The following is a 16392-nucleotide window of genomic DNA, read 5'->3' on the forward strand; positions in this document are numbered from 1 at the left end:
CAGGATGGGATCTCGTCGCCGGCTGCGATCCTGCAGCCGGCGCGGTCTCACCGAAAGGACTCCCGCGATGATGGGCGCCCACCATGCTGCCTGCGGCGCCGCCGCCTGGGTAGCCGCCACCACCCGGATCGACGTGCACCCGGGCCATCTGCTGCCCGTCCTGCCCGACACCGTCACCCTCGGCCTCGGGCTGCTGGAGGTCAGCCCCGTCGGCGTCGTCACGGGCGCCCTCGTGACCGCGGGTGCCGCGCTGCTGCCGGACGCCGACCACCACAGCGCCACGATCGCGCACTCCCTGCCGCCGCTGTCCAACCTGCTGTGCGCCGGGGTCGGGGCCATCTCGGGAGGGCACCGGCGCGGCACGCATTCGCTGCTCGGTGTCGCCGCGTTCGTCGCCGTCGCATTCGTCGCCGGCCTGTGGACCGTGGAGACGGCGGACTTCGGCACCATCTACCCGGGTGCCGGCCTGCTCACGGTGCTGCTCGTCTCCTTCGCGGCCAAGGCCCTGAAGATCATTCCGGACAGCATGCGGCGCTCACCGTGGGCTGTCGGCCTGACCGCGGGCGCGTTCGTCACGGCGTTCGCGCCCGAGGAGCAGTTCTGGTTCCCGCTCGCCGTGGGTATCGGCGTCGTCGCCCATATCCTCGGCGACATGCTGACCACCGGCGGCTGCAATCCCGTGTACCCGTTCCGGCTCCGCAGGCCCCGCAGCCTGGCGAAGGTGCCCGTGATCGCCCAGGTCTGGCGGCCCAACGGCAACATCGCCGTGCCCGTGCTCGGCAACGCCGGCTCCCTCCGTGAGTGGTGCCTCCTCGTGCCGATCTCCCTGTATGCCGTCTGCGGTATCGGCTGGGCCATCGCGCGCTTCGACGACGGCGCGATGGTGGTGGCGCGCGTGACGGGAGCCGGCTGAGTCGGCTCCGTAAAGTGCCGGAAACACGGCAGGGCTAGGGTCTGCTCTGACACCGGACGAAGGGAAGGTCAATGCACCGCGACGGATTGTTCTTCGATCCCCTCGAGGCGGAGGAGGAGGCGCCAGTGCGCGAGCCCGGGCCGACGCGGCGCAGGCGGCCGGACCCCGAGGACCTCAAGGCCCAGCGTCAGCGCGAACTGGCACGCGTCCAGGACGAACTACGGAGGATGGCGACGGGGTCACCGCGCCGCTGAGGCGGCAGAGCGCCGTCAGCGCATCAGCCGGTCCGGGCTCAGCAGCCGTCCGGGCCGCAGGCGGGGCCGTCGGGCGACGGCGTGAGTGACACCAGGGGGTGGGACTCGCGCCAGGCCTGGTCGAGTGCCTGCCGGAACAGCTCGACGGGCTGTGCGCCGGAGATCCCGTACCTGCGGTCGATGACGAAGAAGGGGACGCCCTGCACGCCGAGCGTGCGGGCTTCCTCGATGTCGTGGCGGACGTCGGCTGCGAACCGGTCGCCTGCGACGGTCTCGCGGATCTCGTCCTCACCGAGGCCGATGCCCACGCCGAGGGGGACGAGCACCTCGACGTCGGAGGTGTCCAGTCCCTGCTCGAAGTGCGCGGACATGACGGCCTCCTTCGCTGCGTCACCCTGACCGTGGGATTTCGCGAGGTGGAGGAAGCGGTGCGCGGTGAAGCTGTTGCCCACCACCACCCGGTCGAAGTCGAAGGAGAGTCCTTCACCCTCGGCCTGCCGGGAGAGATGCTGCCACATCTCCCGAACCTGCTCCGGAGCGATGCCCTTGCGCTCGGCGAGGTACTGCTGCTCGGTGCCGTCGTAGTGATCGGGAAGGGAGGGGTCGAGCTGGAAGCTCTTCCAGGTCACCTCCACGGTGTCCCGGTGGGGGAACTCCGCGAGGGCTTTCTCGAAGCGGCGCTTGCCTACGTAGCACCAGGGGCATTTGACGTCGGACCAGATCTCTATGTGCACATCCAGCGCAACCGCGGAGCGCCCAGGCCCTATTCCCGGAGGGGGCCCGGGCGTCTTCGCTACTTGCGGTTGAGCAGGTTGCGGATGAACCCGCCGGTCTTGCCGGAGGGGACGGGGGTGCCGCGCCGGCCGGCCGTACCTCCGACGGGCTTGCCCGTCGTCCCGGTGCCCGACCTGCTGAGGTAGCGGTTCGCGGCCGTCCTGATCCTGTTGCTGATGCCCATGCTGATCTCCTTCGATCATCGCCTCGTCACCCCGAAAACATCAGGTGGCTTGTCAGTTTAGGGCGCGACTGCGCGGGCGGCCAGCCCTCGGTCCGAAACGCGGCGCCGGACCGCCCGGCGTACGGTGGAAGGATGAGCGTGCCTACAGAGTCCAGGGTCACCTTCGACGGCCGCTTCGCGCGGGAACTGCCCGAGATGGCGGTCGCCTGGCAGGCCGCCGACGCCCCGGCGCCGCGCCTGCTGGCCCTCAACGAACCGGTGGCGGCGGAGCTGGGGTTCGATCCCGGGTTCCTCCGCTCCCCCGACGGCCTCGCCCTGCTGCTCGGCACCTCGGTGCCGGACGGCGCGACCCCGGTGGCCCAGGCCTACTCCGGCCACCAGTTCGGCAGCTTCAACCCGGGCCTCGGCGACGGCCGGGCGCTGCTGCTCGGCGAGGTCACCGACGCGGCGGGCCGCTTCCGCGATCTCCACCTCAAGGGCTCCGGCCGTACCCCGTTCGCGCGCGGCGGTGACGGACTCGCCGCCGTCGGGCCCATGCTCCGCGAGTACATCGTCAGCGAGGCCATGCACGCGCTCGGCATACCGACCACGCGCTCCCTCGCCGTAGTCGCCACGGGGCGTGACGTACGCCGCGAGACTCTGCTGCCCGGTGCCGTCCTCGCGCGCGTCGCGAGCAGCCACCTGCGCGTCGGGAGCTTCCAGTACGCGGCCGCCACCGGCAACGCGGACCTCCTCACGCGCCTGGCCGACCACGCGATCAACCGCCACTACCCGGATGCCGCGTCCGCCGAGCGCCCCTATCTCGCACTGTTCGAGTCGGTCCTGTCCGCGCAGGCGTCGCTCGTGGCCCGGTGGATGCTCGTGGGTTTCATCCACGGCGTGATGAACACGGACAACATGACCATCTCGGGCGAGACCATCGACTACGGACCCTGCGCGTTCATGGACGTCTTCGACTATGCCACCGTCTACAGCTCGATCGACCGCGGCGGCCGCTACGCCTACGCCAACCAGCCGCTGATCGCCGAGTGGAATCTCGCCCGCCTCGCCGAGACCCTGCTGCCGCTCATCGACGACGACCAGGAGCGGGCCGTGGCCCTCGCCGTCGGCGTGCTCGAATCCTTCCGCCCCCGGTACAGCGGCGCCTGGCTCACGGGCATGAAGGCCAAGCTGGGGCTGCCCGGCGGCGTCGAGGACGAGGTCGCCTCGGCCCTCGCCAACGACGTCCTCACCCTGCTGCAGGAGAACCACGTCGACTACACCTCGTTCTTCCGGGGCCTCGGCTCCGTCGTGCACGGCGACGCTCGCCCCGCGCGGGACAAGGTGCTCGACGTCGCCGCCTTCGACGCCTGGGCCGAGCGGTGGCTCACCCTCGGGCCCGACGCCGGCGCGATGGACCGCGTGAACCCCGTGTACATCCCGCGGAACCACCTCGTCGAGGAGGCGCTCGACGCCGCCACCGTCGGCGACCTCGAGCCGCTCGAACGGCTCGTGGACGTCGTCATCAGGCCCTTCGAGGAGCGCCCGGGACTGGAGCGGTACGCCGCCGGGGCGCCGGAGGACTTCGGCAAGTACACGACGTACTGCGGCACCTGAGGCCGCAGCCACCACCAGGGCACCGCTGCATCAGCGGTGGCCTCGAGACGTTGAGAGGCACCGGGCACGCGAGAGAAGATTCGTTCCGGGTGCCTGGGATCTTCGTGAAGGCCGGGGCGGCGTCATCGCCGGCGCTCGTTTCCTCCTGCTCGCCCCCACGGCGGTAGCGCCTGACGCGGGTCCTCGGTACCACGCTGCAGAGCAGTGCGGCGGCCATGAGGGACGCAATGGGGATGGCCACTGCCGCGAGGGGTTGTGATCTGCAGCACGTTGAATATAGGATAAACGAGCTTCCTATATGAGAAGGGCATTCGCCGATGAATTCCCAGCAACTCCTGCCCCCGCAGGATCTCGTCCGCTTCGCATCCGACGCACTGACCGCTCGGGGGGTTCCGCGGAATGACGCAGAGCTGACCGCCCGCTCGCTCGTGCAGGCTGATCAGCGCGGCATCTACTCCCATGGCCTGCTTCGACTTCCGCTGTACTGCGAAGCGCTGCGGCTCGGAGGCATCAATCCGCTGCCGGACCTGAAGTTCTCCAAGGATCAGGGCAGCGTCGCAGTACTCGACGCCGATGCCGCGCTCGGTCAGGTCGCGATGCAGGCTGCTGTGGACCGCGTGATCGATGTCGGTCGCGTGCAGGGCATCGCCGCCGTCGCCGTCCACAACAGCAGCCATTACGGCGCCGGCGCCTTCTGGAGCGACCAACTCGCAGAGGCGGGCTTCCTGTCCTTCCTCACCTCCTCGACCGGACCGGTCGTGGCGCCTCACGGCGGCACGAGCAAAGTCCTCGGCACCAATCCGTTGACCCTCGGGGTTCCCAGCTCTTCCGGTTGGCCCCTCACAGCCGATCTGGCGACCAGCAACGGCGCCTACGGCAAGGTGATCGCCGCGAAGAACGAAGGCACCCGACTGCCGGAGGGCTGGGCCGTCGACGCCGACGGCAACCCGACCACCGATCCCGTCGAAGCGGAGAAGGGGTCGATGATTCCTTTCGGCGGACACAAGGGTTCAGCAGTCGCCGTCCTGCTCGAAGCCTTTGCCGCGTCCCTGACGGACGCGACCTTCGCCTTCGAGACGATCGACATCTGGTCCAACCCGGCCTCCCGCATGAACAACGGCCACCTGCTGATCGGACTCGATACCGCCGCCTTCGCCGGGAACGCGCGCACCGCTTCACGGGTCGCCACACTTCAGGACCGCGTGCGCTCCTCCGGCCCGGGGGGCGTGCCCGTCGACGCTCCGGGAGATCCGGAGCGTCGACGCCAGACGGAAGCCGCAGACGCAGTCCCCCTGCCATCCTCGACCATCAGGCAACTGGCCACGCTGGCCGACGAGCTGTCCCTATCGCCCCTCAAAACCCATCCAGCACCGTAACCACCGCACTTCTCGGAAGGATTCAGCAATGAAGCTTGAAACTCACTCCACCTGCAGTTCCACAGCTCGCCGCGGCAACCGTAAGGCCGTACTGGGCGTTGCCGCGGCAGCGGCCCTGCTGCTGTCCGGGTGCAACGTCGGTACTGCGGTGGACCGCGACAGCGTGGAAGAAGTGGACACAGAAGCGAAGACCCTGCGGCTGGCCCATGTCTACGACGCGGCCCACCCGGTCGAAGAGTGCGGCGTCGCCGCCCTGAAGGAGGAGTTGCAGGGAAGCGGTCTGCAGATCCAGAGCTTCCCGTCCGCACAGCTCGGCAACGAGTCCGAGTTGCTCGAGCAGGTCGCTTCGGGCAGCCTCGACATGGCCGTGGCGGGCCCGTCCTTCCTCGGCGTCTGGGAGGAGAACGCGGCGGTCCTCGATGCGGCGTACCTGTTCCAGGATGTGGACCACTTCGTCGAGACCGCGAATGGCGAGGAGATGCAGGGTGTCTTCGACGACCTGTACGAATCCTCCGACATCAAGGTGCTCTCGAGCTGGTACTACGGCACACGCCATGTGACGGCGAACAAGGAGATCAGCACCGCAGCCGACTTCAGCGGCCTCAAGATCCGGACGCCCAACGCCCCCCTCTACCTGACGAACATCAGCGCGATGGGTGGCACGGCGACCCCCATGGCGCTCGACGAGGTGTACCTCGCGCTGCAGCAGGGCGTCATCGACGCACAGGAGAACCCCATCCCCACCATCGCGACGGCGAAGTTCAACGAGGTCCAGGACTACATCAACCTGACGGGGCACATGATCCAGGGCGTCGAGCTCACTACCGGGCGCGCCGTCTACGAGGGCCTGACCGACGAGGAGCGTACCGCGCTCGAGGACGCGATGCAGACCGCCGCGGACGCCACCCGCGAATGCGTCGAGGAACAGGAGCAGTCCATCCTCGAGGAATGGAAAGCCGGTAGCGGCATCCAGGTCAATGAGGACGTCGACCGTGACTCCCTCGCCGCCGCGGCCGGGGAGGCCATGCGCGAGCAGCCCTGGGGTGACCTGTACGAGCAGATCCAGGCGTCCCGATGAGCGAAGCGGTCGACCCGCGGCCATCCTCCGGCAACGAGAACAACCTCGCCACCGGCCTCCGGGTCCCGCAGGAGCCTGACGACCCGGATTTCCCGGAGCAACGGAACGGCCTGTACCGGTATCTGGTCGTCGCGGAGCGGATCGCCGCCTGCACCTTCCTCGTGGGCACCCTGGGCCTGATCATCCTGCAGGTCGTCAGCCGCTACATCTTCGATTCCCCTTTCACCTGGACGGAAGAACTCGCCCGGTTCGCCCTGCTGTGGTTCACCTTCGTGTCCGCCGGATTCGTGATGGCGCGTCGCATCCACATCGCGGTGGACATCGTCGCCAGCAAACTCGGCCGGCGAGGAACCGTGGTCCTCGACACCTTCGCCCTGCTCATGGTGATCATCGCTTCAGGAATGATGGCCTTCGCCGGGGCGGAATTCGCCGCCGGGGCGGCACGCCTGCAGGCTCCTGCGACGTCGTTGCCCATGAGCCTGGTCTACAGCTCGGCGGTGGTGGGATTCATCCTGATCTGTTTCCACGCCCTCGTGCACATGTACCTCAACATCCGTCATCCGGAGCTCGTTCCGGATGCGATGGAGAACCTCGAACGGGAAGCGGTCTAGGAAGAACATGACTCTCCTCATCATGGTGATCAGCCTGTTGCTGCTCCTCGCCCTCCGTGTCCCCGTGTCCTTCGCGCTCCTGATCCCTTCCCTCGGATATGTGATCACGGATCCCTCCGTGCAGCTCGGCACCGCCGTCCAGCAGACCGTCTCCGGTGTCGACAGTTTCTCGATCCTGGCTGTCCCGATGTTCATCCTGCTGGGAAACCTGGCCAACGTGTCCGGCGTCACCGACAAGCTCTACGATGCCGCGGTTGCCGCGATCGGACACCTCCGGGGAAGCCTGGGGTACGTGAACGTAGCCACCAGCTTCGGGTTCTCCTGGATGAGCGGCGCCGCGATCGCCGATGCCGCGGCCATGGGGCGGGTGCAGGTGCCGGCGATGGTCAAGCGTGGCTACAAGCAGGAGTTCGCACTCGGCGTGACGGGTGCCTCCAGCCTGATCGCCCCGATGATCCCGCCGAGCATTCCGGCAGTGATCTATGCCGTCACGGCAGGTGTGTCCGTCGGCGCCCTGTTCATGGCCGGCATCGTCCCGGCATTGATCCTGGTGGCCGCGCTGTGCCTGACCGTGTGGATTCTCATGCGGAAGAAGAACGAACTCCGCCTGCCCAAGGCGACCTGGGCTACCCGTGGCAAGACAGCCCTCGGTGCAGTACCTGCCCTCGGATCTGCCGTCATCATCCTGGGCGGAATCCTCAGCGGCATCTTCACCCCCACCGAGGCGAGTGGCATCGGCGTCGTCTACATCGCGATTCTTGCCGTCGTCTACAGGGCGCTGACGTGGCGGAAGATGTACCGCACGCTGCTGACCACCGTCGAGACCTCCGGCTCGGTGCTCCTGATCGTCGCCGCAGCGGCACTGTTCGGCTGGGTACTCGCGCGGGAGCAGGCGCCGCAGGTGGCCGCGAACCTCATCCTGGACATCACGAACCAGCCGATCATGTTCCTGATCCTCGTCAATGTGCTGCTCCTGCTGGTGGGCTGCGTGCTTGAACCGACGGCCGCGATCCTGATCCTGGTCCCGGTCCTCCTGCCCGTCGCGGAGACGTTCGGTATCGATCCGGTCCATTTCGGGATCATGGTCATCTTCAATCTCCTGATCGGACTGATCACCCCACCCGTGGGACTCGTGCTGTTCGTCCTCTCGAGCGTGACCAAGGCACCGGTCCCCGTCGTGATCAAGGGCATCCTCCCGTTCTTCGGTCCGATGGTCCTGACCCTGCTGTTCATCACCTTCATTCCCGCCGTCACCCTCGGCCTGCCGGTACTGCTCGGCTTCCTCTGACCCGCCCCGACCGACCTCCAAGGAGACCTTCATGTCGAAAATCGAATCCGTCCGCACCACGGACGTCCGCTTCCCCACGTCGCTCGAACTGGACGGCTCGGACGCCGTCAACGTCGACCCCGACTACTCGGCGGCCTACGTGGAGATCAACACCGACGACGGTGAGAGCGGGTACGGCCTCGTCTTCACCTGTGGCCGCGGCAATGAGATCGTCACCGCCGCGATGGACAGCTACGGCGAGCTACTCGTGGGCCGGGACACGGATGAACTGGTCAACAACCTCGGAGAGTCGGCGCGGCGCCTCGTCCACGACTCGCAGATGCGCTGGCTCGGCCCCGAGAAGGGCGTCTCCCACATGGCAGCCGGTGGGCTGATCAATGCGATGTGGGATATCCGGGCACGGCGGGAGAAGAAGCCGCTGTGGCTGCTGCTCAGCGAGATGTCCTCGGAGGAGGTCATCAGTGCGGTGGACTTCACCCACATCCGCAATGCCCTCACTCCCGAAGATGCCGCTGGCATCCTCCAGCGGGGCCAGGAGGGCAAGGAGGCTCGCATCGCGGAGCTCAAGGAGAACGGCTACCCCGCGTACACCACGACGCCCGGATGGCTCGGGTACAGCGACGAGAAGCTGGTGCGCCTGTCCAAGGAAGCGGCGGCGGACGGCTTCGGCATGATCAAGCTCAAGGTCGCCGGCAGCATCGAGGACGACCGCCGCCGGCTGTCCCTGGCGCGGGAGGCGGTGGGACCGGATGTCCGGATCGCCATCGACGCCAACCAGCGCTGGGAGGAGCAGGAGGCCATCGACTGGGTCAACCAACTCCAGGACTTCAAGCCCTACTGGATCGAGGAACCGACGAGCACGGACGACATCCTCGCCCACGCGGCCATCCGCAAGGCTGTCCACCCCATCAAGGTCGTCACCGGAGAAGCGGTCCATAACCGCATCATCTTCAAGCAGATGCTCCAGGCCGGGGCGATCGACATCATGCAGATCGACTCGACCCGAGTGGCCGGCGTCAACGAGAACATCGCCAACCTGCTGCTCGCGGCCCGCTTCGAGACACCTGTATGCCCCCATGCCGGTGGCGTCGGGCTGTGCGAACTGGTGCAGCACTTCTCCTTCTTCGACTACGCCGCCATCACGGGAACCATGGAGGACCGCGTCATCGAGTTCGTGGACCACCTCCACGAACACTTCACGGAACCGGCAGTGGTCTCCAACGGCCGGTACCAGGCACCGAAGCTTCCCGGCGTCGGTGCCGAGATGCTGCCCGAGTCCACCTCACGTTGGTCGTACCCGAGCGGCGCGGTCTGGCAGGAACTGAACGCACGCTGAGATTCCGGAAGGATTTCCATGAGCACCACGACCCTGACCATCGCCACCACTCCCGAGCAGGTGGACCAGGCCGCGAGGCAGGCGCACGCCGCCTTCCTGAGCATCGCCGACGAGTCCCCCGCGACACGAGCCGCACGACTGAACGCTATCGCTGATGCGCTCCGCGCCAACGTCGAGGAACTGGTCGCACTCGCCGCCACCGACACGAACCTCGCCGAAGCCCGGCTCCAGGGAGAGCTGAAGCGGTCGGCGTTCCAGTTGGACCTGTTCGCCGACGAGGTCCGCACCGGAGTCGCCCTCGACGCCACCATCGACCACGCGGATCCTGACTGGGGCATGGGCCCACGGCCGGACATCCGCAGGGTCAACGTGCCACTCGGCGTGATCGGTGTCTTCGGAGCGTCCAACTTCCCCTTCGCGTTCAGCGTGATGGGCGGTGACAGCGCCTCGGCTCTCGCCGCCGGCTGTGCCGTCCTGCACAAGATCCATCCTGGGCACCAGAAGCTTGCGCGACGGACGGGCGAGATAGTGGTCGCTGCCCTCGCGGACGCCGGTGCACCCTCCGGACTGTTCGCCCTGGTGGACGGTCGTCCCGCCGCGGAGGCGCTGGTGGATCACCCACTCGTTAAGGCCATCGGGTTCACCGGCTCCACGGTCGGGGGCCGGGCGCTCTTCGACCGTGCCAATGCACGGCCCGTACCGATCCCCTTCTATGGGGAACTGGGCAGCATCAACCCGGTCTTCGTGCTGCCGACGGCCTGGAACGCCCGGGCCGAGGACATCCTCACCGGCTATGCCGGCTCGTTCACGATGGGCATGGGCCAGTTCTGCACCAAGCCAGGCGTGCTCTTCGTGCCGGACTCCGCGTCCGAGGAGCAGTTGCGCAGCACCCTGGGAGATGCGCTCGAGAACGTTCCGCTGGCCAGGCTACTCACTCCCGGCCTGCGGGATTCCTTCGGCAAGGCACGCGACGAGGTGGCTTCGTTCGACGGCGTCCAGGCCCTCGTACCCGGTTCCGACGGCGAAGTGCCCTCCCCCACCGTCCTGCTGGTCGATGCGGAGTCGGTCGCGTCCGACCCCGAGGTGCTGCAACGGGAGATGTTCGGTCCTGCAACCGTGGTGGTCCGGTACCGCGACGTCGCAGACCTGCCGGCGCTCGCGGCCCGGATGGAGGGCCAGCTGACGGCCACCATCCACGCGGACGACGGCGATCCGACCGGCGAGTTGCTCGCGACCCTGACCGGCATCGCCGGCAGGGTGCTGTGGAACGGCTGGCCCACCGGCGTCACCGTCTCCTACGCGCAGCAGCATGGCGGGCCCTACCCGGCGACGACGGCACCGGGTACGACCTCCGTGGGCACAGCCGCGATCGACCGCTTCATGCGCCCGGTGGCCTACCAGGATGTGCCCGATGCCGCGCTGCCACCGGCGCTCCAGGAGTCGAACCCCTGGGGCATCGCCCGCCGGGTGGACGGCAGCATGGAACCGGCAGGAGGATCCCGATGACGCCGGTCGAACCCGAGGCGATCCTGCCCGAGGACGCCTCCGAGGCCCGGCTCATCGGCCGGCTATGGGACCCGGAGACCCGGGGCCCCCGCCCCGTCCTTTTCCACGAAGGCGTTCTGCTCGACCTCTTCGACCAGGCTCCCACGGTGTCCGCCCTGCTCAACCGCGACGATCTGCCCGACATGCTGGAGCGTGTACGACGGGACGGGGCACGTGCGTGGGAACTCCGCGATGCCCTGGACACGCCCCGTGGCAACGGTGACGACGCACTCCACCTCCTCTCGCCGGTGGACCTGCAGGCCGTGAAGGCGTGCGGTGTCACCTTCGTGGACAGCATGATCGAGCGCGTCATCGAAGAGCGGTGTGCCGGGGACCTGACTCTCGCGGAGCAGATGCGCTCGCAGGTGCTGGCGGCGATCGGAGGAAGCCTCGCCGGGGTGCGGCCGGGCTCGGAGGAAGCCGCACGGGTCAAGGAAGTACTCGTTCGTGAAGGCTTCTGGTCCCAGTATCTCGAGGTCGGCATCGGCCCGGACCCGGAGGTGTTCACCAAAGCGCCTGTCCTCTCGACGGTCGGCTACGGCGAGCGCATCGGCATCCCCTCCTTCTCCTCCTGGAACAACCCCGAACCCGAACTGGTGCTGATGGTCGACAACCAGGGGCGGATCCGTGGTTGCACCCTGGGCAACGACGTGAACCTGCGCGACGTCGAGGGGCGCAGCGCGCTTCTGCTCGGCATGGCGAAGGACAACAACGGATCCGCCGCGCTCGGCCCGTTCCTCCGCCTGTTCAATGATTCCTACACGCTCGACGACGCCCGGCAGGAGACGATCCGGCTGACCGTGACCGGAACCGACGGGTACACCCTCACCGGGACCAACAGCGTGCAGCGACTGAGCCGCCCCTTCGAGGAGCTCGTCGGCGCTGCCTACGGCCGGCACCACCAGTACCCCGACGGATTCGCCCTGTTCACCGGGACGCTCTTCGCCCCGAACGAGGACAGGAACGCGCCTGGCATGGGTTTCACCCACGAGACCGGTGACGTCGTCGAGATCAGCAGCAGCCGCCTCGGAACGCTGAGCAACACGGTGGAGCCCACCGAGGACCTCGCACCGTGGACCTACGGGATCGGCAACCTGCTGGAGTATGTACTGCATGATGGAAAAGCCCGCCCCGCCGTCCCTGCCGGCACACCATGACTGACGGCTCCCTCGAACTCGACAGCCGGGCACGGCCCTCCGTCGACGTCTATGCCGCGCTGCGGACCAAGATCCTCGACCTTCAAATCCCACCCGACGAGAAGGTGAACATCGATGCCCTCGCCCGCGAATTCGGGGTCTCCCAGACACCTGTCCGGGAGGCACTGAGCCAACTCGAGGGTGACAACCTCATCATCAAGACCCCCGGCAAGGGATACAGGACCACAGAGCTGCTGGGCATCGCCGAGCTTCGTGAACTCTTCGAATTCCGGCTGATGGTGGAGCCCTGGGCCGCCCGGGTCGCGGCGGTCAACCGGTTGAGCAATCCGGCTCGCGCGCTGCAGAAGTCACTGTCGAACTTCGAGGAGGGCACCGAGACGGCGCCCAGCGTACGGCACCTCCTCGTGGCGCACGACACCCACTTCCATGACAGCATCCTCAAGGCCAGCAGCAACCAGTTCGCACTGCACGCCTACCGCGCCACGCATTGCCACCTGCACCTCTTCCGCCTCCACCCTGCGGACTACCGGGGGAAACAGACGGTGGAAGAGCATCGGAACATCGTCGATGCGATCGGGGCCTGCGACCCGGACGCCGCCGAGGACGCGATGCACGCCCACCTGATCGGGGCCTACCACCGCTTCGCGGAAGCATTCTCCCAGGAGTCCGGGAGAACCCTCCGGGTTCCACCGCCGGCCAAGCTCTGCTGATCTGCCCGCCTTCATCGTTCATACCTCCAGGAGTGCACATGGGTTCCTTCTCCGGCGTTCGCGCCATCGTCACCGGCGGGGCGTCCGGCATCGGTGCGGCCGTGACGGCAGCGCTGGTCGACCGCGGGGCGCGCGTCGCCGTCCTGGACCTGCATCCCACGAACCTGCCCGACGCCGTGTTCGGCCAGCAGTGCGACGTCGGCGACCGCGCCTCCGTCACCTCCGCCGTGGAAGCGTCCGCGCGCTCGCTGGGCGGGATCGACGTCGTCATCAACAACGCAGGCATGGGCGCCATCGGCACCGTCGCCGACAACGACGACGAGGAGTGGCTGCGCGTGCTGGGTGTGAACGTCGTGGGCATCGCCCGGGTATCGACAGCCGCCCTGCCGTACCTCCGCAGATCGGACTGCGCGGCTATCGTCAACACCGGGTCCATCGCCGCCACGCACGGCCTTCCGCAACGCGCCCTCTACACGGCGAGCAAGGGAGCCGTCGATGCCCTCACGCGGGCGATGGCCGCGGACCACCTGCGTGAGGGGATCCGGGTCAACTGCGTGAACCCCGGCACTGCGGATACCCCCTGGGTGAATCGTCTCCTGGGGGCCGCAACCGATCCGGAGGGCGAGCGCCGGGCGCTGGAGGCGCGGCAACCGCACGGTCGGCTGGTGTCCCCGGACGAAGTAGCGGCTTCCGTGCTGTTCCTGGCCGACCCCGCGAATGGATCCACCACCGGTGTCTCACTCGCGGTGGACGGCGGCATGCACAGCCTCCTCCTCCGGCCCTCCTCCTGAAGCACTGCTGACCCACTACGAGCTAGGAGCACGTCGTCGATGGACCTGATGAGACTGGGAGAGGCCGGACGGGAAGTACCGGCGGTCCGGGTAGGAAGCACCTACTACGATCTGCGCGGCATCGCGGCGGATATCACCGGGGCCGCCCTCGGAGCCGGGCTCATCGGGCAGGTGCGCGATGCCCTTCGGGACGGATCCCTGCCAGAGCTCGCGGACGCCGCCTCCCTGCGGGTGGGGCCTCCGCTGTCCGGGATCGGCGCCGTCGTCTGTGTAGGTATGAATTACGCAGCCCATGCCGCCGAGACCGGGGACGCACCACCCCCAGCGCCCATCATCTTCTTCAAACACCCGAACACCGTCGTCGGCCCGAACGACGACGTCATCCTTCCCCCCGGAGCCCAGAAGGTCGACTGGGAAGTGGAGCTCGCGGTGGTGATCGGCAAACGCGCCTCCTACCTGCAGAGCCACGAGGAGGCGATGGAGTGCATCGCCGGGTTCACCATCAGCAATGACGTGTCGGAGCGGGACTACCAGCTCCGGCACTCCGGTGGTCAGTGGTCGAAGGGTAAGTGCGCCCCCACGTTCAACCCACTCGGTCCGGCGTTGGTCCCTGCGTCCGAGGTGGCGGATCCCCAGTCACTACAGCTGTACTCCAGTGTGAACGGGGAGGAACGGCAGAGGTCGACGACCGCCGACATGGTCTTCAGCGTCGCCGAGATCGTCCGGGACCTCTCCCAGTACATGGCACTCGATCCGGGGGACGTCGTGAATACCGGAACGCCCGAGGGTGTAGCCCTCTCGGGACGGTTCCCGTACCTCGCTCCCGGGGACACCATGATCCTCGGTGTCGAAGGGCTCGGCGAGCAGCACCAGCAGGTGGTGGCGCACTGACGCGCCCACCCGCCCCGCGGCCCACCCAAGCACCCCCGCATACGAAGGAGCGAAACTCATGACCGCTGCCACCTACACAGGTTCACGAACCTTCACCACCGCCGAGCCTGTGGTCGGACCGCCCGAACCCGGCCAGGTGCAGATCGCCGTCGCCTACACGGGACTGTGCGGTACGGACCTGCACATCTTCCACGGGGACATGGATGCGCGGGTGAGCATGCCCGCGGTGATCGGCCATGAGATGTCGGGCACCATCGCCGCCCTGGGTGAGGGGGTCACCGGGTGGTCGGTCGGCCAGCCGGTGACGGTCATGCCCACCCTCTCCTGTGGTTCCTGCCCGGCGTGCCGCCGGGGGAACACGCACATCTGCCACAACCTGAACTTCGTCGGGATCGACTCCGAGGGATCGATGCAGAACGCCTGGAACGTCCCGGCCGACATCCTCATCGCCCTGCCCGAGGGCCTCGCCCTCGACGAGGCGGCGCTCATCGAGCCGACCGCCGTCGCCGTGCACGACGTCCGACGGTCCAAGCTCGCGGCCTCGGACTTCGTCGTCGTGATCGGCGGCGGCCCGGTCGGGCAACTCATCGCCTCCGTCGCCCTGCAGCAGGGTGCCCGGGTCGTGCTGGTCGAGCTCGACCCCGGCAGGAGGGATACTGCCAAGGGTTTCGGTATCACCGCGATCGATCCGCGCGAGGTGAACCTCGTCGGCCACGTCCTGCAGGAGACGGACGGGGCGGGAGCCGACGTGGCATTCGAGGTCTCCGGCGCGGCTGCCGGGGTCAACTCCGCCGTCGAGGTCCTGACCACCCGGGGGCGGCTCGTCATGGTGGCGATCCACCCCAAGCCGAAGGAGATCGACCTCCACCGCTTCTTCTGGCGGGAGCTCGAGATGTTCGGTGCCCGCCTGTACCAGCGCGAGGATTTCGAGGAAGCCGTACGTCTCGTCGCCGACGGCGCCATCCCCGCCCGGCAGCTGATCTCGCAGGTCGTCCCCCTGGGGGATGTGGAGAAGGGGTTCCTCGCCCTCGAATCGGGCGGCGTGATGAAGGTCCTCGTCGATTGCCGCGAGGTGACGCCATGAGCACCGCGGGTCCCTTCGACCTGACCGGGAAGACCGCCGTCGTCACCGGAGCCAGAAGAGGCATCGGCATGGCGATGGCCGTAGCCCTCGCCGAAGCGGGAGCTGACATCATCGGAGTCTCCGCGAACCTCGAGGCCGACGGCAGCGCCGTCGGACACGCGGTCACAGCGCTCGGTCGCAGCTTCACGGCGATGCGCGCGGATTTCGCGGACCGCACGGCGGTCCGTCGACTCGCCGCCGACCTGACGGCGGCAGGGCCCATCGACATCCTGGTGAACAACGGCGGCACGATCGCCCGGACGCCCGCGGCCCAGCACCCGGACGACATGTGGGACCAGGTGATCGAGGTCAATCTCTCGAGCCAGTTCATCCTCAGCCGCGAGGTAGGCCGGCAGATGCTGGAGAGGGGAAGCGGGAAGATCATCTTCACAGCCTCGCTCCTCAGCTTCCAGGGCGGAATCAACGTCCCGGGCTACACCGCGTCGAAGTCGGGCATCGCGGGCCTGACCAAGGCCCTCGCCAACGAGTGGGCACCGCGTGGCGTGAACGTCAACGCGATAGCTCCCGGCTACATCGCCACCGACAACACGCAGGCGCTCCAGGACGACCCGGACCGTGAACGGGGAATCCTCGAGCGCATCCCCGCAGCACGGTGGGGACGCCCCGAGGACCTCGCCGGCGCCACGGTCTTCCTCGCATCCCGCGCGTCCGACTACGTCAACGGCGTCGTCCTCCCCGTCGACGGTGGCTGGCTCGGCCGCTGACACCCAGCCTCCTGCCACCGCAACGGTGCCCGCTCCCCAC

17 protein-coding genes are annotated in these 16392 nt (G+C 68.0%); 15 read left to right on the forward strand and 2 right to left on the reverse strand.

The features are described from left to right. Nucleotides 1-70: 70 nt before the first annotated feature. Nucleotides 71-913, forward strand: a complete 843-nt coding sequence (locus tag AC4D2C_RS01515) for a metal-dependent hydrolase (protein ID WP_490911881.1) — start codon at nucleotides 71-73, stop codon at nucleotides 911-913. Between the two features lie 71 nt (nucleotides 914-984). Continuing rightward, on the forward strand, nucleotides 985-1167 hold the full coding sequence (locus AC4D2C_RS01520) for a hypothetical protein (RefSeq protein WP_490904790.1): 183 nt from the start codon (nucleotides 985-987) through the stop codon (nucleotides 1165-1167). Between the two features lie 38 nt (nucleotides 1168-1205). Here the strand turns inward: AC4D2C_RS01520 and AC4D2C_RS01525 are convergent, their stop codons facing one another. Then, entirely contained in the window at nucleotides 1206-1901 is a 696-nt protein-coding gene (locus AC4D2C_RS01525; RefSeq protein WP_490911882.1) for a DsbA family oxidoreductase, read from the reverse strand. Nucleotides 1902-1960: 59 nt separating this feature from the next. Beyond that, nucleotides 1961-2125 carry a hypothetical protein gene (locus AC4D2C_RS01530; RefSeq protein WP_490904792.1) on the reverse strand — a complete coding sequence of 55 codons (165 nt, stop codon included), beginning with the start codon at nucleotides 2123-2125 and terminating at the stop codon, nucleotides 1961-1963. A gap of 132 nt (nucleotides 2126-2257) precedes the next feature. On the opposite strand from AC4D2C_RS01530, the gene AC4D2C_RS01535 reads away from it, so the two are divergent. The 13 genes from AC4D2C_RS01535 (at nucleotide 2258) to AC4D2C_RS01595 (ending at nucleotide 16352) form a co-directional block, all read left to right on the forward strand. After that, the gene (locus AC4D2C_RS01535) at nucleotides 2258-3721 is read left to right on the forward strand and encodes a protein adenylyltransferase SelO (RefSeq protein WP_490911883.1); all 1464 of its coding nucleotides are present in this window, start codon (nucleotides 2258-2260) and stop codon (nucleotides 3719-3721) included. Between the two features lie 317 nt (nucleotides 3722-4038). Beyond that, entirely contained in the window at nucleotides 4039-5097 is a 1059-nt protein-coding gene (locus tag AC4D2C_RS01540; RefSeq protein WP_490911884.1) for an Ldh family oxidoreductase, read from the forward strand. 28 nt (nucleotides 5098-5125) lie between these two features. Beyond that, nucleotides 5126-6175 carry a sialic acid TRAP transporter substrate-binding protein SiaP gene (locus AC4D2C_RS01545; RefSeq protein WP_490911885.1) on the forward strand — a complete coding sequence of 350 codons (1050 nt, stop codon included), beginning with the start codon at nucleotides 5126-5128 and terminating at the stop codon, nucleotides 6173-6175. Then, nucleotides 6172-6786, forward strand: coding sequence for a TRAP transporter small permease (locus tag AC4D2C_RS01550; RefSeq protein WP_490904799.1), 615 nt, complete (start codon nucleotides 6172-6174; stop codon nucleotides 6784-6786). Before AC4D2C_RS01545 ends, AC4D2C_RS01550 begins: the two co-directional genes overlap by 4 nt. A 7-nt stretch (nucleotides 6787-6793) precedes the next feature. Beyond that, complete coding sequence (locus AC4D2C_RS01555; RefSeq protein ID WP_490911886.1) at nucleotides 6794-8074, forward strand: TRAP transporter large permease; 1281 nt, start codon at nucleotides 6794-6796, stop codon at nucleotides 8072-8074. A 31-nt stretch (nucleotides 8075-8105) separates the two neighbouring features. Next, complete coding sequence (locus AC4D2C_RS01560) at nucleotides 8106-9410, forward strand: enolase C-terminal domain-like protein (RefSeq protein ID WP_490911887.1); 1305 nt, start codon at nucleotides 8106-8108, stop codon at nucleotides 9408-9410. Between the two features lie 18 nt (nucleotides 9411-9428). Beyond that, entirely contained in the window at nucleotides 9429-10916 is a 1488-nt protein-coding gene (locus tag AC4D2C_RS01565; RefSeq protein ID WP_490911888.1) for an aldehyde dehydrogenase (NADP(+)), read from the forward strand. Next, entirely contained in the window at nucleotides 10913-12112 is a 1200-nt protein-coding gene (locus AC4D2C_RS01570; RefSeq protein WP_490911889.1) for a fumarylacetoacetate hydrolase family protein, read from the forward strand. Before AC4D2C_RS01565 ends, AC4D2C_RS01570 begins: the two co-directional genes overlap by 4 nt. Further along, the gene (locus AC4D2C_RS01575; RefSeq protein WP_490911890.1) at nucleotides 12109-12822 is read left to right on the forward strand and encodes a GntR family transcriptional regulator; all 714 of its coding nucleotides are present in this window, start codon (nucleotides 12109-12111) and stop codon (nucleotides 12820-12822) included. The genes AC4D2C_RS01570 and AC4D2C_RS01575 overlap by 4 nt, the downstream gene beginning before the upstream one ends. A 38-nt stretch (nucleotides 12823-12860) precedes the next feature. Further along, on the forward strand, nucleotides 12861-13613 hold the full coding sequence (locus AC4D2C_RS01580; RefSeq protein WP_490911891.1) for an SDR family NAD(P)-dependent oxidoreductase: 753 nt from the start codon (nucleotides 12861-12863) through the stop codon (nucleotides 13611-13613). A 39-nt stretch (nucleotides 13614-13652) separates the two neighbouring features. Continuing rightward, nucleotides 13653-14504 carry a fumarylacetoacetate hydrolase family protein gene (locus tag AC4D2C_RS01585; protein WP_490911892.1) on the forward strand — a complete coding sequence of 284 codons (852 nt, stop codon included), beginning with the start codon at nucleotides 13653-13655 and terminating at the stop codon, nucleotides 14502-14504. Between the two features lie 58 nt (nucleotides 14505-14562). Next, nucleotides 14563-15588, forward strand: a complete 1026-nt coding sequence (locus AC4D2C_RS01590; protein ID WP_490911893.1) for a zinc-dependent alcohol dehydrogenase — start codon at nucleotides 14563-14565, stop codon at nucleotides 15586-15588. Beyond that, nucleotides 15585-16352, forward strand: a complete 768-nt coding sequence (locus AC4D2C_RS01595) for an SDR family oxidoreductase (RefSeq protein WP_490911894.1) — start codon at nucleotides 15585-15587, stop codon at nucleotides 16350-16352. Before AC4D2C_RS01590 ends, AC4D2C_RS01595 begins: the two co-directional genes overlap by 4 nt. Nucleotides 16353-16392 lie beyond the last annotated feature (40 nt).

The organism is Arthrobacter sp. TJ-240 (assembly GCF_058269195.1).